Source organism: Flavobacterium coralii, assembly GCF_019891545.1.
Lineage (GTDB): Bacteria > Bacteroidota > Bacteroidia > Flavobacteriales > Flavobacteriaceae > Flavobacterium > Flavobacterium coralii.
The window spans coordinates 197,556-217,687 of sequence record NZ_JAHDIU010000002.1; the positions used below are offsets into that span (position 1 = coordinate 197,556).

The following is a 20,132-nucleotide window of genomic DNA, read 5'->3' on the forward strand; positions in this document are numbered from 1 at the left end:
TTCTAACTTAATTTAAATTTTTTTACTATGAAAACAATTAAATTTTTTGCTTATTCCCTTATGATCACATCGGGAATTGTATTAACTTCTTGCGGAAGCGATGATGACGGAGACGGAGGAGAGCCACTACCACCAATAGGCGGTTACAACAGTGCTGATGAAGTAGGCGCTGCCGACCTTCTTGCTTATTTCCCGCTTAACGCAGATGGTAAAGAATCAATTTCGGGTACTATGCCAAGCAATTCTGTTGGCGCTACTTATGCAGCAGGTGCAAAAGGTAACGGACTTATGCTTACAAACGGTTATGTAGATTATCCTGCTATACCGGCTATACAGCCAACTACAGGAAACTTTACAGTTAGCTGCTGGGCTAAAGTATCTAATACTAAAACAGCCCCTGATGCAGAAAGCTGGATTTCTCCGCTAATTTCTTTCTCGGGTGCTGAGAGCGTAGTGGGTAACCTTGCTATTTTTGGTAATACACACGGTTTAACTTCAAGCGACTCTATCCAGATGAAGGCACAGTATTTCTTTAAAAACCCTGAAGGAACAGGTTTTGGAGGTGATGCTGTTAACATGACTAAGATGGAGCAGTGGATGATAGATGATAACGCTAACGGCGTTCAGCCGCAGCACGCTGCATTTGCTAACAAAATTGGTGGCCAGTGGGCACATGTAGTTTTCACTTGGGAAGGTGCTACAGGTACTGCAAGGCTTTATGTAAACGGTACTAAAATATCTAACCCTGCGTGGGAAGTAAGATTCCAGGGCAACGCTATGCCAATGGCTTTCTTTACACCATCTCGTGTAACACTTGGTGCTCTTGCTTCATTTGTTGATGGTACTAACAGCGACGCATGGAACAAACCACTTACAGGTGGCCTTGACGAGGTTCGTATCTGGAAAAAAATGCTTTCTTCTGCAGATATAAACTCTCTTTACGAGCTTGAAAAAGCAGGAAGGTAATTTATAATTCACCTAATATTTATCACTCCCGGCGCATGCCGCCGGGAGTATCTTAAAACTTGCCAACCCGGCAATTGCAGTTTCCCCCAATCTTACTGCATATATAATATATACAATTACGCATCAATCTAAAAGAACATTTACAGTGAAAATTTTACAATTAATCATTATCCTTACTTTTTGCATATCATGTTCATCATGCGATACAAAAAATGATGATAATGATACAACTACCGACGATACTCCGCCGGTAACCGAAACCTTTACCGATGAAGAGCTCCTTGATATGGTCCAAAAAGACGCTATAAAGTATTTTTGGGACTATGCTGAGGTAAACTCTAAGCTGGCACGTGAAAGGTATCATACAGATGATCCTTCTAACGATGCCAATATAGTAACAACAGGAGGCTCGGGTTTTGGTATAATGACAATTATAGCAGGTATAGACAGGGGCTTTATACCAAGGGGAGAAGCAGTGGCAAGGCTTCAGACCAATCTTGATTTTCTTGAAACCGCCGACCGCTTTCACGGTGCATGGCCGCACTGGATGAACGGCACTAATGGTGATGTAATACCTTTCGGCACTAAAGATAACGGCGGCGACCTTGTAGAAACCTCTTTTTTGTGCCAGGCACTTATATGCCTGCGCGAATATTTTAAAGAAGGGAATGAGGAGGAGCAGGCGCTTGCACAGCAGGCAGATGAACTTTGGAAAGGTGTAGAGTGGGACTGGTACACCAAGGGGGGCGAAAACGCCCTGTACTGGCATTGGTCTCCCGAATATGAATGGGAAATGAACTTTAAGCTGGAGGGCTATAACGAGTGCCTTATCACTTATGTTATGGCGGCGGCATCGCCTACCCACCCTGTAAGTGCAAAGGCTTACCATCAGGGATGGGCAAGAAACGGCGGTATTGTTAATGGCGGGCAGCGTTATAATATCCCGGTAATATTTGACTATAACGGGGCAAGCGGCAATGTAGGCCCGATGTTTTGGGCACATTACTCATATCTTGGTTTAGACCCCCGCGGGCTTATAGACCAGTATGCCAATTATTGGGACCTTGTGCACAACCATACTGCAATTATGTATCAGTATTGTGTTACCAACCCCCGCCAGTGGGAAGGATATGGAGATGATTGCTGGGGGCTTACCGCAAGCTACAGCCGTAACGCTAATGGCACTGTAGGTTACTCTGCACACCAGCCAAACAATGACAAGGGGGTTATAACACCTACTGCTGCATTGTCTTCATTCCCGTATATGCCGGAAGAGTGCATGAGCTTTTTACGATACCTGTATGAAAAGAACAGGCAGAAGCTTGTTGGTGTTGCAGGGCCTTATGATGCTTTTGCACCGCATTATGACTGGGTAACACGCAGGTACCTTGCAATAGACCAGGGTACTATTGTACCAATGATAGAAAACCACAGGAGCAAGCTGTTATGGAATTTGTTTATGCAGGCACCCGAAGTAAGGCAGGGGCTTGTTGACCTTGGCTTTAGCTCCTCAACACACGGAATTTAATGTTAAGGGTTATTTTCATAGCAATTTTTTTGTTTTCATTACCGTCTTTCGCTCAAAAGGCGGAAGGCGGTTCTTTTTCTACCGAAATAACGGTTAAAAAGCAACTTAGCTATCTGTTGCATAAACCTGATAATACGCGCCAGCCAAAGCCGCTTATTATCTTTTTGCACGGTTCGGGCGAAAAAGGCAATGATCTCGAAAAAGTTAAGGTACACGGCCCATTTAAATATTTAAAAGATCATAAGCTTGATGCTTATGTACTGGCACCCCAGTGCCCGGAAAATGAGTATTGGGATGAAGAAGTGCTTTACAGTCTTATACAAAAGATAATAAAAGAAAATAAAGTAGATACTAACAGGGTATACCTAACCGGGTTAAGCATGGGCGCATGGGGCGCATGGAACCTTGCCTTTGCCCACACCGATATGTTTGCTGCCCTTGTGCCCATAGCCGGGTTTGTAGACAGGGTACCCATGATTGAAAACTGTAAGATACAGCATATACCTACAAGGATATTTCATGGGCTTATGGATGATGTGGTAGATGTAAGCTATTCTGTAAACATCTATAAAAAGCTGAAAACCTGTAGTACTGATATAGAACTTACCATTTTTGATGATGCCAACCATGATAGCTGGACAAGGGTATATGATGACCCAGCCATATATGAATGGATGATGCAGCAGAGAAAAAATAATAACCAAGAATAAAACCTGATGAAACACAATACGGCACTGCTTTTACTATTAGCCTGCTCTTTTAGCCTGTATGCGCAAAAAAGCAGCGATAAAAAAATTAAGCCACGCAATGAGTTCATACCCGAGCTTATGGCGAAAATGACAATTGATGAAAAAATAAGCCAGTTGGTACAGTACACTGCCGATGGTACAGTTACAGGCCCAAAAACAGGCATAAATTATATAGAAGAAATAAAGAAAGGAAATGTAGGCTCTATACTAAACGCCACATCTGTAAAATATACCCGTGAGCTTCAGGAGTTAAACCTTAAGAATTCAAGGCTTAAAATTCCGTTGCTATTTGGTTATGATGTAATACACGGGTATAAAACCATATTCCCTATAACGCTTGGCGAAGCCGCAAGCTGGGACTTGAAAGCCGTAGAGCTTTCTGCGCGCGTGGCTGCCGAAGAGGCAGCCGCAGCAGGCGTGCACTGGACGTTTGCCCCAATGGTAGATATTAGCCGCGACCCGCGCTGGGGCCGTGTTTCTGAAGGCTCGGGCGAAGATACCTATCTGGGTTCTAAAATGGCAGTGGCAAGGGTAAGGGGCTTTCAGGGTAACGACCTTATGGCTGCCAATACCGTGCTTGCCTGTACCAAACATTTTGCTGCCTATGGCGCTGCCGAAGCAGGCCGCGACTACAACACAGTTGACATGAGCGAGAGGGTACTAAGGGAAACTTACCTGCCCCCGTTTAAAGCTACAGTAGATGCCGGTGTGGGCACATTCATGACATCGTTCAACGAAATATCAGGAGTGCCGGCAACGGGCAGTAAATTTCTGCTTCGTGACGTACTGAAAGGGGAGTGGGGCTTTAACGGTTTTGTAGTTACTGACTATACGGCTATTAATGAGCTTATCCCTCACGGTTTTGCAAAAGATTCTGCCAATGCAGGAGAATTGGCGTTGCGTGCCGGTGTAGATATGGACATGGTAGGTGGTATTTTTATGAAAAACCTTAAAAAGCTATTGCAGGAAGGCAAAGTAACCGAGGCTCAGATTAACGATGCCTGCCGCAGGGTACTGGAGGCAAAGTATGACCTTGGGCTGTTTCATGACCCGTACCGCTATAACAACGAAAAGAGGGAGAAAGAGGTAATCTATAAAAAAGAACACCTTGAAGCTGCACTTGATGTGGCAAAAAAATCGATGGTACTTTTAAAGAACGATAACAATGTATTGCCATTGCGCAAAGAGCAGAAAGTAGCATTTGTAGGCCCGCTTGTTAACGATGAGTGGAACATTATAGGTTCATGGGCTGCTTCGGGCGACCGTTATGGTTATGCTGTTAGCGTTCAGGAAGGTGTAAATAAAGTTGTAACCGATAAAGGCAAAGTAACTTTTGATAAAGGTGTTGAGATAGTTGATCCCCGCAGGGATATGATGCAGGCTGCCCTTGATAATGCCCGCAAAGCCGATGTTATAGTGGCGGTAATGGGTGAGTTTGAAAACATGAGCGGTGAGGCGGCATCACGCACCAGCATTGATCTTCCCGGCATACAAAAAGAATTTTTGGCAGAGCTTAAAAAACTGAATAAGCCAATCGTACTTGTGTTAATGAACGGAAGGCCGCTTACCCTTAACTGGGAGAACGAAAACATGGATGCCATATTGGAGGCATGGTTCCCCGGTACTATGGGTGGCGATGCCATTGCGCAAACGCTTTATGGCATGAACGTGCCAAGCGGCAAACTGCCGATGACCTTCCCGAGAAATGTGGGGCAGGTGCCAATTTACTATAACCATAAAAATACAGGCAGGCCTTACCTGGGCCCGACTGACCCTGAGCAGAAATATAAATCACGCTACATAGATGTAGATAACAGTCCGTTGTTCCCGTTTGGCTATGGCTTAAGCTATACTACATTCAGCTACTCAAACCTTAAGCTGTCTTCAAAAACAGTGAATATGAATGGCAGTATAAAAGTTAGCGTAGATGTTGCCAACACAGGTAATTATGATGCTGCCGAAGTAGTACAGCTTTACATACAGGATAATGTAGGAAGCGTTACAAGGCCGGTTAAAGAACTTAAAGGCTTTGAAAAAGTAATGCTTAAAAAAGGAGAAAAGAAGACCGTTGAGTTTACAATAACCCCCGAAGACTTAAAATTTTATAATATAGACATGCAATTTACTGCGGAGCCCGGCGACTTTGAAGTTACTGTTGGCGGCAACTCTGCAAGTGGCTTACAAGACAAGTTTGTGTTAGTTAAGTGAGTTTTCATTTTTTTGTGATCTTCGATGGAAAGCCCCTGCTGATGGCGGGGGTTTTTTATTAGAAGGATTCGCAATGAGGCGGTTTTTGCTTTGTAATTGTTATATTATTAATATTAACTGCCAATGATTGTAATTTCTTGAGCGGTTGAAGATTTTCATATACTTTTTTTGTCATTTTTATATATACCTCTCAAAACAGATATATGTATATTTATGAAATTTTAAAATCACATGAATAAACTATTTGTTACACTTATGCTGTTATGCCTGGGTACCGCATCTGCCCAGTCTGTACAGTCGCCTTCAGGCGAAATTGTGGCCGAATTTAAACTCGATAATACAGGCCGCCCTTATTACACAGTTAACTTTAAAAACCAGCCTGTAGTTACCAAAAGCTATATGGGCTTTAACCTGAAAGACATCGGGCAATTTAATAGCGGCTTTACCATTGCAGGCACAAAATCGGCAGTGGTAAACGATAGCTGGAAACCTGTTTTAGGTGAGGTTGCCGTTATACAGAACAAGTATAATGAGCTTTCAGTGTCACTGCGTCAGCAAGAGTCAGGAAGGCTGCTAAACATAATCTTCAGGGCATTTAATGAAGGCATTGCCTTTCGCTATGAATTCCCCAAGCAGGATAACCTGAACTATTTTGTTATTGCTTCAGAAAACACAGAGTTTAGCCTGAGGGGCGACCATAAAACATTTTGGATACCGGGCGATTATGACAGTCAGGAATATGTTTATAATGAAACTGCACTTTCTCAGGTTGATAATGACAAACTGAACCTTAATAACGGTATTGCAGTAAAATCTATAGGAGGCAGGTATATTGTGCAGTCGCCCTTGATGATGAAATCTAAATCAGGCCTGTACATTAACATATTTGAGGCAGCCGTGGTAAACTATCCGGTTATGCATTTAAACCTGAATCCGGAAACCTTTAAACTTACATCTCAGCTTGTGCCAAATGCTGTAGGCGATATGGCTTATTTGCAGGCGCCGGCCGTTACGCCGTGGCGTACCGTTATGGTTAGTGATGATGCCCGCGATATTGTAGCGCAAAAAATGATACTTAACCTTAACGAGCCTTCTAAAATAGAAGATACTTCATGGATTAAGCCGATGAAATATGTGGGTATATGGTGGGAAATGCATGTGGGAGTATCTACATGGGATTACAGCGGCACGCAGGATGCCAGCCAAAAGAAGCCAAATGCCCGCAAGCCGCACGGCGCTACAACCGAGAATACTAAACGTTATATCGATTTTGCCAAGAAACATGGCTTTGACGGTGTTTTGGTAGAAGGCTGGAATACAGGATGGGAAGACTGGTTTGGCAACTGGAAAGAAGAAGTATTTGACTTTACAACCCCATACCCTGATTTTGATATTAAAGAAGTTACCGAATATGCCAAAAAGCAAGGCGTTAAAATGATAATGCACCATGAAACTTCAGGCTCAGTTTCTAATTACGAACGCAGGCTCGACAGGGCGTATAAGTTTATGAGAGATTATGGTTATGGCGCTGTAAAAACAGGGTACGTGGGCCGCATCATTCCGCGTGGCGAGTTTCACGATGGGCAGGCAATGGTAAACCATTTTAATTATGTGCCAAGGCGTGCTGCCGAATATAAAGTAATGGTAAACAGCCACGAATCATCGCGCCCTACGGGTGTGCACAGAACGTGGCCTAACTACATAGCCGCCGAGGCTGCACGCGGCAATGAGTTTAACGGCTGGAGCGACGGTAACCCGCCAATGCACGAAACCATATTGCCGTTCACAAGGCTTTTAGGCGGCCCGATGGATTACACACCGGGAATATTTGAGATAAAAATGAACGTGTACGACCCATCAAAAACAGAGCAGGTACATACAACCCTTGCCAAGCAGCTTGCGCTTTATGTTACTATGTACAGCCCGTTGCAAATGGCTGCCGACCTGCCGGAAAATTATGAGAAATATCCGGATGCATTCCAGTTTATTAAAGATGTAGCCGCCGACTGGCAGGATACCAAAGTGCTTGAGGCCGAACCGGGAGATTACCTTACCATTGCCCGTAAAGCAAAAGGCAGCGAGAAATGGTTTTTAGGCGCCATTACAGATGAAAATACAAGGAACACAACCATTACATTAAATTTCCTTACACCGGGTAAAAAATATAAAGCTGTTATTTACCAAGATGGCAAAAATGCACACTGGAAGAACGACCCAATTAACTATGAGGTTAAAACAGTGGAGGTAACATCTAAAACCAAGCTGAACCTTAAACTGGCAGCAGGCGGTGGTACAGCCATAAGCTTTGTGCCTGTTAACTAATTGTTTATTATGAACAAAATCATTTTATTACTTGCAGCAACTTTGTTTTTTACATGGGCAGATGCCCAGCAAAGAACATACTGCAACCCAATAAATGTTGATTACGGCTATTGCCCCATACCCAATTTTGTAACTAAGGGTAAACACAGGGCAACAGCCGACCCGGTTATTACCTATTTTAAAGATAAGTATTACCTGTTTTCTACTAACCAGTGGGGCTACTGGCACAGCAGCGATATGGCTGACTGGACTTTTGTGCCCCGCAAATTTTTAAGGCCCGAGCACAAAGTTTATGACGAGCTTTGTGCCCCGTCTTTATCTTATGTAAATGATACTCTTTTAGTAGTTGGCTCTACGCATGGAAAAGATTTCCCGATATGGATGAGCACTAACCCGCAGGTTGATAACTGGAAAGAACTGGTACATAAGTTTGAGGCCGGTGCATGGGATCCGCAAATTTTCTGGGATAAGGATACTGATGAGGTTTACCTGTATTATGGTTCCAGTAATATGTATCCGCTGTATGGCGTAAAGCTGAACCGCAAAACATTTCAGCCGGAAGGCGAGCCTGTTCCTGTTGTGGCACTAAATGACGACGAACATGGCTGGGAGCGCTTTGGTGAGTATAACGATAATACTTTCTTGCAACCATTTACAGAGGGCGCTTTTATGACTAAATACAATGGCAAATATTATTTGCAGTATGGCGCACCCGGTACGGAGTTCAGTGTTTATGCTGATGGTGTTTATGTTAGTGATAAGCCACTTGGCCCTTTCACCTATCAGGACTTTAACCCGTTCAGCTATAAGCCGGGCGGTTTTGCAAGGGGAGCAGGTCATGGCGCTACCTATCAGGATGCCAAAGGCAGTTACTGGCATGTTTCCACGTCGGTGATATCCGTTAAAAATAACTTTGAACGCCGCATAGGTATATGGCCTGCCGGTTTTGATAAGGATGACATTATGTACTCTAATACTGCCTATGGCGATTACCCCACTTACCTGCCATCAGAAAGTAAAGCACACACCGGTTTATTATCTTTTACAGGCTGGATGCTGCTTAACTACAATAAGCCTGTACAGGTCTCTTCTACGTTAGGCGGATTTCAGCCCAATTTTGCAGTAGATGAGGATATTAAAACTTATTGGTCTGCCAAAACAGCCAACAAAGGTGAATATCTTATTACCGATTTAGGAGAAATAAGCACCATAAATGCGATTCAGATAAATTATGCCGACCAGGATGTCACCTTTATGGGCAAGCCTGAAACCACCACAGGGCATAAGTATATACTCTATACTTCAGACGACGGCAAAAAGTGGAAGGTACTCATTGATAAAAGTAAAAATACCAAAGATGTGCCGCATGATTATATAGAACTTAAAACATCTGTAAAGGCACGTTACCTGAAACTTGAAAATATACAGATGCCAACCGGTAAATTCGCGATAAGCGGATTGCGTATTTTTGGTAAGGGCAACGGAGAGAAACCGGGTACGGTACAGGATTTTGTCCCGCTTCGTGCAGAGCCTAAAAAGAAGGGCGAGCGCAGGAATGTGTGGTTTAAATGGCAGCAGGAACCCAATGCGGATGGTTATGTTATCTATTTTGGTAAGTCGCCCGATAAATTATATGGTTCTATTATGGTATATGGCAAAAATGAATACTATTTTAGCGGACTGGACAGGAGCGATGCTTATTACTTTCGCATTGAAGCATTCAATAACAACGGTATAGGCCCGCTTTCCGAAATTAAAGAATCAAAGTAACGCATCATTCTATTTTTTATAATCACATTATTCACATTAACCTTTAACAAACATGAGTTCAGAACAGACAAAAACCAATTATCCTGCTCTGTATACCCTGATTACAGTTTTCTTTTTCTGGGGGTTTATCGGGGCATCAAACGGTGTTTTTATCCCTTTCTGCAAGGCTAAGTTCGGGCTGGACCAGTTCCAGAGCCAGCTTATAGATTTTGCATTTTATGGCGCTTACTACATGGGGGCGCTGTTATTATTTGTTTTTAGTACGCTTATCAGGAAAGACATCCTTAACTCCTGGGGCTTTAAAAAGGGCATCATCAACGGGTTGCTTATCAGTACCGTTGGTGCGGTTACAATGATATTTGCCGTGCAATCGGGCGACTATTACTTAATCTTAGGGGCTTTATTTATTGTGGCGCTTGGGTTTTCATTACAGCAAACTGCCGCACAGCCGTTTGCCACATCATTGGGAGAGCCGCACACTGCCAGTAACAGGCTAAACCTTGCCGGTGGTATAAACTCTTTGGGTACTACTATAGGGCCTATTGTAGTTTCATTTGCACTTTTTGGTGTAGCAGCAGGTATAGACATTGAAAAGTTTGCCCAAAGGCCTGAATCGCTTGATATGATGGAGATACTCTACATGTTTGTAGGCGGTTTGTTCCTTATCGCGGCAGGACTGTTCTTCTTTTCAAAAAAATTACCTTCCGGTAAGATTGAATCAGTTTTTGAGCCTGCCAAAAAAGCGCTTGGTACGCTTTTAACTATTACGCTGATACTGATATGTATCTTTGCCTACATTTTTTCACGCTATGAAGACCCTGAATTTATAGAGCGTTTTATTACTAATAAAGGCAAAGACTATCTTGGATTGGGGCTTACTGTCTGTACGCTTCTGGTAATTGTTTTCGGGTTGCTTTACGCAAACGTTGCAGCCCAGAAAAAACCGGAAGGCTGGGGCGCTATGCGTTACCCGCAGTTGGTATTGGGTATGCTGGGTATCTTTACTTATGTTGGTGTAGAGGTAACCATACAGAGTAACCTTGGTGAGCTTTTAGGTACACCTGAATTCGGCTCGCTGGAGGGCTCTGCTATTGCGCCTTATATTTCGATGTACTGGGGCTCGCTTATGATTGGGCGATGGGCAGGTGCAATATCAGTATTTAACCCATCTAATACTATGAGGAAGGTGCTGCTTATTATTGTTCCTTATATTGCCTACGGCGTTGTTTTGGCGGCTAATGCCATTTCAGGACAGGATATAACACCTTTATATGCTTATGCAGGTATTGTAGCCATACAGATAGCAGGCTTCTTTATGGGGCAGGACCATCCTGCAAAAACACTTATGATATTTGGTATTATGGGTATGATTGCCATGCTTATAGGACTTTCTACAGAGGGTATAACAGCAATATATGCTTTTATGAGCGGTGGTTTATTCTGTAGTATTATGTGGCCGTCTATATTTTCACTTGGTATTGCCGGTATTGGTAAATATACTTCTCAGGGTTCAGCATTTTTAGTAATGATGATTCTGGGAGGTGGTATTATCCCGCCGCTACAGGGTAAGATTGCCGATATTGTAGGCATACATGAGTCTTATTTTATACCTGTTATTTGCTTTGCATATATAGCCTTCTACGGCTGGTATGTAGTTAAGATACTTAAAAAGCAGGGTATTGCGGGAGAAGTAGAAATGGGAGGAGCACATTAATAAACCTTCTTATAAACTAAAACCCGCTTTGCTGAATGCATAGCGGGTTTTTTATTAATTGTAAAGCGCGTATCTTTGAAAGAAACACACATTATGAAAAAAGTACTTTTAACGATTTCAGTAGTTTCGGCTTTGGCAGTAACAGCGTGCAAAGACAAGAAAGGCGATTTTACTGAAGAGCCCGCAGTTATAGAATATGTAGATACCACTGCTACCGACAATACCGAAGTTGCCGTACCTGAGCCTGCTGTAACTACTCCGGCTGATGGCGACATTATAACCGTAAACGGTAAGGTAACTGAAATCATCATGGGTAAAGACGGCTATACTGCAAGACTTTATTTACCGACAGGCGAACAATATTCGGCTACTATAAGTATTCCCAACATGGCTAACCCTAAAGATTATCGTAAGGTAAACGTGGGTGATGATATTACTGTTACAGGCGAGGTTACACACATAGAAAATGATGTGCTTATAAAAGTAACTTCACTAAAATAGTAATACCCGGAACTTAAGCTTCCGGGTATTCGTCATTAACCTAACCGTGATTGGTTCCAGTCAATTTTGCGCGATACAAACATCACTGCGCCCAGTATCAGGAACAGGCCAATGCTTCCTGCAAGCAAAGCATAATTCTCAAGCTGTATTATAATGTAAATAAAGCTGTACAATGCTGTTAATGATGTCCCTATAAATAGCGGGAACTTTATATTGCGCAGTATGGAAACAGAATAAAGCGTTATCATTGCCACTACAGATGCGCCTGCAACAATATATGCCAATGCAAAAGAGCTGTGTTCTGTAATAGAGATCAGCAGCGTATAGAACATTATCAGCGCCAATCCTATCATAGTGTACTGAAAGATATGGATGTTGATTTTGCTCATTACCTGTATCAGGAAAAATATTAAAAATGTAAGCCCTATAACAAGAAAACCATATTTTGCAGCCCTTTCATTTTGCTGGTACTGGTCTACAGGTATCAGGAAATTTACTCCAAATGCATAGCTGTCTATATCGGGCAGCCTGCCAAAATGTTGCTGTGCAAATGGCCTGTTAAGATGAGAAACACTCCATGAAGCACTAAAGCCGTTATCGGTTATTGTTTTGCTGTTCGGGATAAAACCTCCGGTAAAGCTCGGCGTATGCCAGTTCGATTTCATTTCGGCAACAGTCTGCTTACCAATAGGCGCTATTTTAAGCTGCTTGCTGCCCTTGTAATTGATACCGATGCTAAACGGCATTTCTCCGGTTTTAAGCGCTGATAGGTCAATTGCTTCCGTTTCAAGTTCAGAAAGCGAATCGTTTTCATTACCTGCAACGGGCTCAAGCGAATACTCTTTTCCGTTAAAAGTTATATTTGCTGCTCCGTCAATATTTTTCAGGTTATTGCATTTAAGCACCAATGAGGCTTTATCCCATTCTATAGCTTCAGCATCAATTTTCCGGCTGCTGAAATCAGGTGCAATATATTTACCATTTGCAGCAACTTTTGCATTAAAAACCGTAGCCTCATAGTTATTACGGTGCAGTGGCTGTGTGTCTATATTACTGATAACCTTTAACTGCTCCGGGTAGAAATAGGCATAATATGTACTGGCTGTTCTTGTGGTGGTTACACGTTTTGTTTTTTCGTCGGTTACCTCTGTAATTTCATAATCAGTATAAGGTACTTTAAGGATCGGGCCGTATAAATATACGCTGCCGCCCCACTGGTCGCTTATTTCGGTTACAACATCTTCCTGCCTTTCTGCCCGTTCCCATATAAGGCTTTTTACATACTGTAACGGTATAAGCAGTATTAGTGTAAGTAGCCCCACCATAATAATTTTTGCTGTTGCTGAGTGTAAAAAGCCCTGTTTTTGTTCCGGTTGTGGGTTGTTATACCCGTGTTGATTGGTTTCCATTGGTTTAAGTTTTAAAAGGTTTGCATAAAATACAGCAACTAAAGAATTATATATTGATGTTGGATGGATACAAACAGGCTGCTGTACTATTTAATAAGGCTATTATTATCGAATCATAAAAGCATCTTTAATACGCGCAACAGGTAGTTGCAGCAGGCCGAAGTGATTGATGTCGTAAAAGCGCAATGCATTTTTGCCATCGCGGTAGCGTTTATAGAAATACTTAACTGAAAGCGGACTCAAAACCAAACCCGATGCCATTATAAAAAGCATACGTATGCTTAAGCCGCCGTTGCCAAACAAGTAGTAATGCATCCCGATTTCTTCTGTAAAGCTGTCATTTCGCGTTAATAACACTCTTAATATATCTTCATTGTCTGGAACCGGGTCGGGCTCTATGCTGTTGCTGTGCAGGTATTGCCCCAGGTTAAAGCCCAGGCTGCCTTCTGGGTAGCGTATAAGGTCGTCCATACTTAGTTTTTGTCTTTTGCCTGATAATGTTTTCATGATATGATTTTTATTGTTGAGTTTTTATTTTTCTGCTGAATAGAACATATTGAATAACAGGAACAAAAAGCACCCAAACCCAAGGGTGATACCCAAAGGTGTACTTTGTGTAAAGGATGTGAGCATATCAGCCGTAAGTGATAGCGGCCTTTTTAGCACATCCCAACTGTTGTAGCGCAGGAACCGGCCAACATATATGCCAAACCCGCAGAGCAGGCAGATAACCCCGATGCTTACCCAAGCCAGCAGCGGGTTAAATTTTATGCTCAGCATATTGAACATGTGTTTCATAGAAGTGAGTCCCGCAAGTATTCCTGCAATGGTAAAGGATATGAGCAGCAGTACATCAAACCATACCGGTACCGAGCTGTCTTTTTTAAGATGTATAAAGTCGGTAATAATGTATGGTGCGTTTGGAAGGAATAAAAGCCACACGATCATCATCGGGTAGAAGAAGCGCCTGCGTTCTATTACAACCGGATTATTAATCATTACCGATGATATAAGCAGTGGGACATAGGCCAGAAATAAATTCCACATCAGAAAAAGGTAAAATACCGAATGTGTAATTTTTACCCTTACCAGCAAAGTGAATACGCAGAATAAGGCAAGGTAAAGCAAAGCGTAGTGCTGCCTGAAAGTTGAGGTAATAGTGTTCCTGATTATACTCATAAAATATTATTTAAAGTTCTTTGAATTTCAAAGTAAAAAGTTATTTAAAAAGAGCCGTCGTATTTTATAAAGCTCTTTGAGATGCAAAGTAAAATAATGTTTTTTAATCTTGCAAGGCTAAATCAATTTTTATGGAAAATTTTGTATTGGGAAGTATTTAGGTATAAAAACTAAAAAAGGATAGCTTCTGCTATCCTTTTTCTATTTAAAATTCATTTATTGTTTTTCGTATTGCCACCAGTTTTTTCATTAGCCCTTCAAAATAATCAAGGTGCAGCATGTTTGCGCCATCACTTTTGGCATTAGCAGGGTCAAAGTGTGTTTCAATAAAAATACCGTCAACACCCACTGCAATTCCGGCCTTTGCAACAGTTTCAATCATATCGGGTCTGCCACCTGTAACGCCTGTTGTCTGGTTGGGTTGCTGTAATGAGTGGGTAACATCCAGCACGGTTGTGGCAAACTGCTTCATGGTAGGAATGCCCCGGTAGTCAACAATCATATCCTGATAACCAAACATAGTACCCCTGTCGGTAACCATAACATTTTGGTTGTTGCAGTCCAGCACTTTTTGTACAGCATGCTTCATGCTTTCAGGGCTCATAAACTGACCTTTTTTCAGGTTAACAGTTTTTCCTGTTTCGGCTGCGGCAACCACAAGGTCAGTTTGCCTTACCAAAAAGGCAGGTATCTGCAATATATCAACATATTGCGCTGCCATTGCGGCATCCTCATTGGTATGTATATCAGTAATAGTAGGCACTCCAAAAGTCTGTGATACCTTTTGCAGTATTTTAAGCGCTTTTTCATCACCTATTCCGGTAAAGCTGTCAATACGCGAACGGTTTGCTTTTTTAAAAGAACCCTTAAAAACGTAGGGTATCTGTAAATTGTCAGTTATGTTTACGATCTTCTCGGCTATGCGTAGTGCCATGTCCTCACCCTCTATGGCACAAGGGCCTGCAAGCAGAAAGAAATTGCCGCTCTCTGTATGTTTTATCTGTGGTATGTTATTAATATCCATTTTATGCTGTTTAGCTGCAAAGATACAATAAACTTTTACTTAATTTCTTTAATGCCAAATCCTGCGGGAGCCATAATCCTGCCGCGTTCATACAGGTTAATGTGTATGCGCTTTGGCTCTTTAAGCCCATGCCATGTCACTTCATAAATATCAAGCAGGCCGGCGCCCATATTATTTTTTCCGGAAGGGAAGGGGCAGCAGCTATCCACCAGCCTGTAGGATACTTCCTGCCCTTCAGGGCCTGTTAATGCTCCAAAGAACCGCTTTACATTTATTTCGGCACTTTGTACCGGCATAAAGCCAAGGTTTACAGGATAATCAGGGTCATAACCATACTTTGTATCGGTTGCTTTTTCGGTAAGTATAAAGTTTCTGTCTGCCGATAAAGCGGGCATAGGTGCTTTATCATCTATATTTTTAATGGTGTTGCGGGTGCTGATGCATGATGTTGCCGTTGCAATAAGTAATCCGAACAATATTATTTTTTCTCTCATAATGCGGGTAATAATTACTCAAAAGTAGTAAAATTTAATAAGCTGCATGGGGTGTTTATTTATTGCATTTGGCAAGGTTGCAATCTATAATTGCTATTTTTGCACAAATTAGTTCGATATGTATAGCTTTTATGGTACCTGGCCCTGGTATGTGTCAGGTTTTATTATAGGCGCAGTAATGCTGCTGCTCATTTATTTCGGAAAAACATTTGGGATGTCGTCCAACCTTCGCACACTTTGTTCTGCTGTGGGGGCAGGTAAGAACTGCGATTTTTTCCGTTTCGACTGGAAAAGCCAGCGATGGAACCTTGTGGTAGTGCTTGGTGCCATGATTGGGGGCTTTATAGCTACCCACTATATGAGCGACGGTAGTGGTGTAAACCTTAATCCGGACACGGTTACAGAACTCACAGCAATGGGTATAGATGCACCCGAAGGTAAATTACTACCCGATGCTATTGTGGGCTATGAAGCGCTAAAGTCGCCTAAAGTTATTACCATATTGTTGTTGGGCGGAATTCTTGTAGGCTTTGGGACACGATATGGCGGCGGATGCACATCGGGGCATGCCATAACGGGACTTAGCAACCTGCAGTTGCCTTCGCTTATTGCGGTTATAGGATTTTTTATTGGCGGGCTTATCATGTCGTGGCTGTTACTGCCGCTTATTTTTTAAGAAAAGAAACTATGAAGTTTATAAAATTTTTACTGGTAGGGATAGTTTTCGGGATTGTACTTACCAAATCTGAAGCAGTATCGTGGTACCGCATTTATGAAATGTTTCATTTCCAGTCGTTTCATATGTATGGCATAATAATGACAGCGGTTATAGTAGGGGTAATTGGCGTACAGCTAATAAAGCGCACAGGAACAAAAGATATAACAGGGCAGCCAATAAGCATTCCTGATAAAGACAAAGGCTGGAAAAATTATATCATCGGCGGAACCATATTTGGTTTGGGCTGGGGGCTTGTAGGTACCTGCCCGGGACCTATTTTCATATTAGTAGGAGCAGGTTTTATAGGTATTGGTATAGTATTTATAGGAGCTTTGCTGGGAACCTATCTGTATGGTATTTTAAAAGATAAACTGCCGCATTAATAAAAAAATAAAAGGATGCCCTCCCCGGCATCCTTTCAAGTAAACTAACTTAAACAATAAAAAGCAAAACTTAGTTCGAGTAAACCCGAACATAATCTATAACAAATTCCTGCGGAAATATTTTATCATCAACTTCAGGGCCGCCAAAATTACCGCCAACAGCCACATTTAATATAAAATAGAAAGGTTGGTTATATGGCCATACATCTACACTTTTATGTTTTGGCGCAAACGTGTAAACCGACTCTCCGTCAACAAAAAACTCAATTTTGTCTTTCGTCCAGTCAATAGCATACGTGTGGAAGCCTTCCTCAATATCTTCAAAGCGGGTTTTTTTGGTGTTAATGGTATTACCATGGCTTGCCTGTGTGTGTAAAGAAGTAAACACCATATCCGGCTCTTTGCCCACATATTCCAGTATATCTATTTCACCGGCTTTTGGCCAGCCCACCTGCTTAATATTTGAACCCAGCATCCAGAATGCAGGCCATATGCCATGTCCGGTAGGTATTTTGGCACGTGCCTCTATATAGCCATACTTAAACTCTTTTTTACCTGCTGTGGTTATACGGGTAGAGGTATAGCTGTCGCCTTCTTTTTCAACTTTTATGGTAAGCATACCATTGGCAACAGTATGGTTATCGCGTGTGTATATCTGGCGCTCATTATTACCCCAGCCACAAATGTTGGGGCAGCCGTCGCCAAGCTCATAATTCCATACCGACTCATCCAGCTTGTTGCCGTCAAAGTTCTCTTCCCATAGTAACTTTCCTTTATTCTTAACCTGTGCAAAGGCTGCTGCCGTGCAGAAGAGGCTAATCAATAGTGTCTTTTTCATTTTTTTGATGTGTGTAGGTAAAACTGCCGTTAAGCGTAGCGTCTGAGCTTCCTCCTACGTAAACTTTAAAGTCGCCCGGTTCAGCTTCCCATTTTTTATTGGCAGTATAGAATTCTATTGTTTTTTCGTCGATAGTAAATATTACCGTTTTGGTTTGTCCCGCTTTAATATCTATTGTTTCAAAACCTTTAAGTTCCCTTACAGGGCGTGTAACAGAAGCATATAAGTCATGCAGGTACAATTGCACTACTTCTCTGCCATCACGGTTGCTGGTGTTCTTTACATCTATAGTTACCGTTATTTTCCCGTTAGCTGAAAGTTTATCGCTGCTTAACCTAAGATTACCATATTCAAACTTTGAGTAGCTTAAACCGTACCCAAAAGGGTAGAGGGGGCTGTTCTCAACATCGGTGTAATGCGACCAGAAAACACTGTCAGGGTCTTCGTTAGACGGCCTTCCTGTGTTCTTATGGTTGTAATAAATTGGCACCTGACCCACATTTCTCGGGAAACTCATAGGCAGCTTTCCTGCCGGGTTGTGGTCGCCATATAATACCTGTGCAATAGCATTACCGCTTTGCGTGCCCAAGTGCCATGCCTCTACAATTGCAGGCACATTTTCTGCCGCCCACGGAATTGCAAGTGGCCTTCCGTTTGTAAGTACTAAAACAATATTAGGATTAGCCTTATAAACTGTTTCCAGCAACTCTTGTTGTACGCCCGGTAAACCAATATCGCTGCGGCTGCGGCCTTCACCGGTTTGCAGGCCATGTTCACCTAAAACCATGATTACTACATCAGCGTTTTTGGCAGCGGCCACTGCTTCAGCAAAACCGCTTTTATCGGTAGTGTTTATATCAGTACGTGTAGTGAATTTAGGCTCGCCAAGAGCAACATCGGCACCTTTTGCATAAGTAAGGTTATTGCCTTTATACTGCTGTAGCCCCTCCATTACAGATATGGCAGTGCCATCGTCAGCTCCTATACGCCAGCTACCCAGCGGACTGGTTTTATCAGTGGCAAGTGCGCCTATAACAGCAATTTTTTGTCCCTGCTTTTTAAGCGGAAGCAGATCATTATCATTCTTAAGAAGCACTATCGACTTTTTGGCCATATCCAGCACCCCATCATGAAATTCTTTCTTACCGATGGTTTGCTGTTCGCGGGTTTCGTCACAATACTTATATGGGTCATCAAAAAGCCCAAGCATAAATTTAACCCTTAAAATACGCCTTACTGCTTCGTTTACGGTTTCTTCGCTAACACGTCCTTCCCTTACAAGCGCTGAAAGGTGCTGTACATATCCGTAAGATTCCATATCCATGTCAGAGCCTGCTTTTGCGGCATACTCGGCAGCCTGCTTAAGGTCTTTGGCATAGCCGTGGGCCATCATTTCTGCCATAGAACCCCAGTCAGAAACCACATATCCCTGAAAGCCCCATTCTCCTTTTAATATTTCCCTTTGCAAATAAGCATTACCTGTTGCAGGAATACCCTCCAGCTCGTTAAAGCTGTTCATAAACGTTAATGCACCTGCATCGGCAGCCGCTTTAAAAGGTGGCAGTATTACATTGTGCAGGGTATTGTCGCTAATATCAACAGTATTATAATCGCGCCCCGCTTCTGCAAACGCATAGCCTGCAAAGTGCTTGGCACAGGCAGCAAGATTAAATTCGCCTAAGTCACCCTGAAAGCCTTTTACACGCGCTTCAGCTATACGGCTGTTAAGGTAAGGATCTTCGCCCGCACCTTCCATAACGCGGCCCCAACGGGCATCGCGCGCTACATCTACCATAGGTGCAAATGTCCAGTTAAGGCCTGATGCTGCAGCTTCTGCCGCACCTATCTCTGCCGATTTCTTTATTGCCTCCATATCCCAGCTTGCGGCTTCGGCAAGTGGTATGGGGCTTATGGTTTTATAGCCGTGAATTACATCATACCCAAAAATTACGGGTATACCGAGGCGGGTTTCTTCTACGGCAATTTTTTGTAGTGCTTTTACATCTTTAACGCCCCTTACGTTGAGCATAGAGCCTACCCAGCCGTTTTTAAGATGCTCATATTTACGAGCTGCCGAACCTTCCTGCGGGGCAGGGCCGGTTACATCCCAAAAACCGTTGTACTGGTTCATTTGTCCCACTTTTTCCTCGAGGGTCATTAGGTTGAGAACCGAGTCAACCTTTCGGTCTATTGGTAGTTGTGTTTTTTGTTGTGCTCCTGCCTGCACAATTTTATCCTGCTTTGCAGTACTGCATCCAAGTGCAATGGCCAGTAAGGCTGCAAAAGCATATTTAGGTAAATTATATTTCATTATAATCTTTAAAAATCA

General features: G+C 42.6%; 17 protein-coding genes. 10 read left to right on the forward strand and 7 right to left on the reverse strand.

What is annotated here, in order from left to right; translation table 11 throughout:
• Nucleotides 1-27: 27 nt before the first annotated feature.
• The 8 genes from KJK34_RS03640 to KJK34_RS03675 all read left to right on the forward strand — a co-directional run bounded on the left by KJK34_RS03640 (nucleotide 28) and on the right by KJK34_RS03675 (nucleotide 11,758).
• The gene (locus tag KJK34_RS03640; RefSeq protein ID WP_223052495.1) at nucleotides 28-966 is read left to right on the forward strand and encodes a LamG-like jellyroll fold domain-containing protein; all 939 of its coding nucleotides are present in this window, start codon (nucleotides 28-30) and stop codon (nucleotides 964-966) included.
• 145 nt (nucleotides 967-1,111) lie between these two features.
• Nucleotides 1,112-2,494 carry a glucoamylase family protein gene (locus KJK34_RS03645; RefSeq protein WP_317196859.1) on the forward strand — a complete coding sequence of 461 codons (1,383 nt, stop codon included), beginning with the start codon at nucleotides 1,112-1,114 and terminating at the stop codon, nucleotides 2,492-2,494.
• A gap of 29 nt (nucleotides 2,495-2,523) precedes the next feature.
• The gene (locus tag KJK34_RS03650) at nucleotides 2,524-3,204 is read left to right on the forward strand and encodes a carboxylesterase family protein (RefSeq protein ID WP_236937581.1); all 681 of its coding nucleotides are present in this window, start codon (nucleotides 2,524-2,526) and stop codon (nucleotides 3,202-3,204) included.
• Nucleotides 3,205-3,210: 6 nt separating this feature from the next.
• The gene (gene bglX / locus KJK34_RS03655) at nucleotides 3,211-5,451 is read left to right on the forward strand and encodes a beta-glucosidase BglX (RefSeq protein WP_223052497.1); all 2,241 of its coding nucleotides are present in this window, start codon (nucleotides 3,211-3,213) and stop codon (nucleotides 5,449-5,451) included.
• A 231-nt stretch (nucleotides 5,452-5,682) separates the two neighbouring features.
• On the forward strand, nucleotides 5,683-7,773 hold the full coding sequence (locus tag KJK34_RS03660; RefSeq protein ID WP_223052498.1) for a glycoside hydrolase family 97 protein: 2,091 nt from the start codon (nucleotides 5,683-5,685) through the stop codon (nucleotides 7,771-7,773).
• Between the two features lie 9 nt (nucleotides 7,774-7,782).
• Entirely contained in the window at nucleotides 7,783-9,543 is a 1,761-nt protein-coding gene (locus tag KJK34_RS03665; protein WP_223052499.1) for a family 43 glycosylhydrolase, read from the forward strand.
• Nucleotides 9,544-9,595: 52 nt separating this feature from the next.
• Complete coding sequence (locus tag KJK34_RS03670; RefSeq protein ID WP_223052500.1) at nucleotides 9,596-11,257, forward strand: MFS transporter; 1,662 nt, start codon at nucleotides 9,596-9,598, stop codon at nucleotides 11,255-11,257.
• A gap of 93 nt (nucleotides 11,258-11,350) precedes the next feature.
• The gene (locus KJK34_RS03675) at nucleotides 11,351-11,758 is read left to right on the forward strand and encodes a hypothetical protein (protein WP_223052501.1); all 408 of its coding nucleotides are present in this window, start codon (nucleotides 11,351-11,353) and stop codon (nucleotides 11,756-11,758) included.
• A gap of 35 nt (nucleotides 11,759-11,793) precedes the next feature.
• Here KJK34_RS03675 and creD read toward each other — a convergent pair whose 3' ends face one another.
• From creD to KJK34_RS03700, 5 genes are all read right to left on the reverse strand, one after another.
• Entirely contained in the window at nucleotides 11,794-13,167 is a 1,374-nt protein-coding gene (gene creD / locus KJK34_RS03680) for a cell envelope integrity protein CreD (RefSeq protein WP_223052502.1), read from the reverse strand.
• Nucleotides 13,168-13,272: 105 nt separating this feature from the next.
• On the reverse strand, nucleotides 13,273-13,674 hold the full coding sequence (locus tag KJK34_RS03685) for a hypothetical protein (protein WP_223052503.1): 402 nt from the start codon (nucleotides 13,672-13,674) through the stop codon (nucleotides 13,273-13,275).
• A 24-nt stretch (nucleotides 13,675-13,698) separates the two neighbouring features.
• Nucleotides 13,699-14,346 (reverse strand): DUF1361 domain-containing protein, encoded by a 648-nt coding sequence (locus KJK34_RS03690; protein WP_223052504.1) that lies wholly within the window; start codon nucleotides 14,344-14,346, stop codon nucleotides 13,699-13,701.
• A 205-nt stretch (nucleotides 14,347-14,551) separates the two neighbouring features.
• Nucleotides 14,552-15,370, reverse strand: coding sequence for a 3-deoxy-8-phosphooctulonate synthase (gene kdsA / locus KJK34_RS03695; protein WP_223052505.1), 819 nt, complete (start codon nucleotides 15,368-15,370; stop codon nucleotides 14,552-14,554).
• Between the two features lie 35 nt (nucleotides 15,371-15,405).
• Nucleotides 15,406-15,864, reverse strand: coding sequence for a 2-dehydro-3-deoxyphosphooctonate aldolase (locus KJK34_RS03700; RefSeq protein ID WP_223052506.1), 459 nt, complete (start codon nucleotides 15,862-15,864; stop codon nucleotides 15,406-15,408).
• Nucleotides 15,865-15,982: 118 nt separating this feature from the next.
• Between KJK34_RS03700 and KJK34_RS03705 the strand changes: the two genes are divergently transcribed.
• Together KJK34_RS03705 and KJK34_RS03710 are read left to right on the forward strand one after the other, a co-directional pair.
• Nucleotides 15,983-16,540 carry a YeeE/YedE family protein gene (locus KJK34_RS03705; protein ID WP_223052507.1) on the forward strand — a complete coding sequence of 186 codons (558 nt, stop codon included), beginning with the start codon at nucleotides 15,983-15,985 and terminating at the stop codon, nucleotides 16,538-16,540.
• A gap of 11 nt (nucleotides 16,541-16,551) precedes the next feature.
• The gene (locus KJK34_RS03710; RefSeq protein ID WP_223052508.1) at nucleotides 16,552-16,965 is read left to right on the forward strand and encodes a DUF6691 family protein; all 414 of its coding nucleotides are present in this window, start codon (nucleotides 16,552-16,554) and stop codon (nucleotides 16,963-16,965) included.
• A 70-nt stretch (nucleotides 16,966-17,035) separates the two neighbouring features.
• Here the strand turns inward: KJK34_RS03710 and KJK34_RS03715 are convergent, their stop codons facing one another.
• Complete coding sequence (locus KJK34_RS03715; RefSeq protein ID WP_223052509.1) at nucleotides 17,036-17,803, reverse strand: glycoside hydrolase family 16 protein; 768 nt, start codon at nucleotides 17,801-17,803, stop codon at nucleotides 17,036-17,038.
• The gene (gene bglX / locus KJK34_RS03720; protein ID WP_223052510.1) at nucleotides 17,781-20,114 is read right to left on the reverse strand and encodes a beta-glucosidase BglX; all 2,334 of its coding nucleotides are present in this window, start codon (nucleotides 20,112-20,114) and stop codon (nucleotides 17,781-17,783) included. The genes KJK34_RS03715 and bglX (KJK34_RS03720) overlap by 23 nt, the downstream gene beginning before the upstream one ends.
• Between the last annotated feature and the right edge of the window lie 18 nt (nucleotides 20,115-20,132).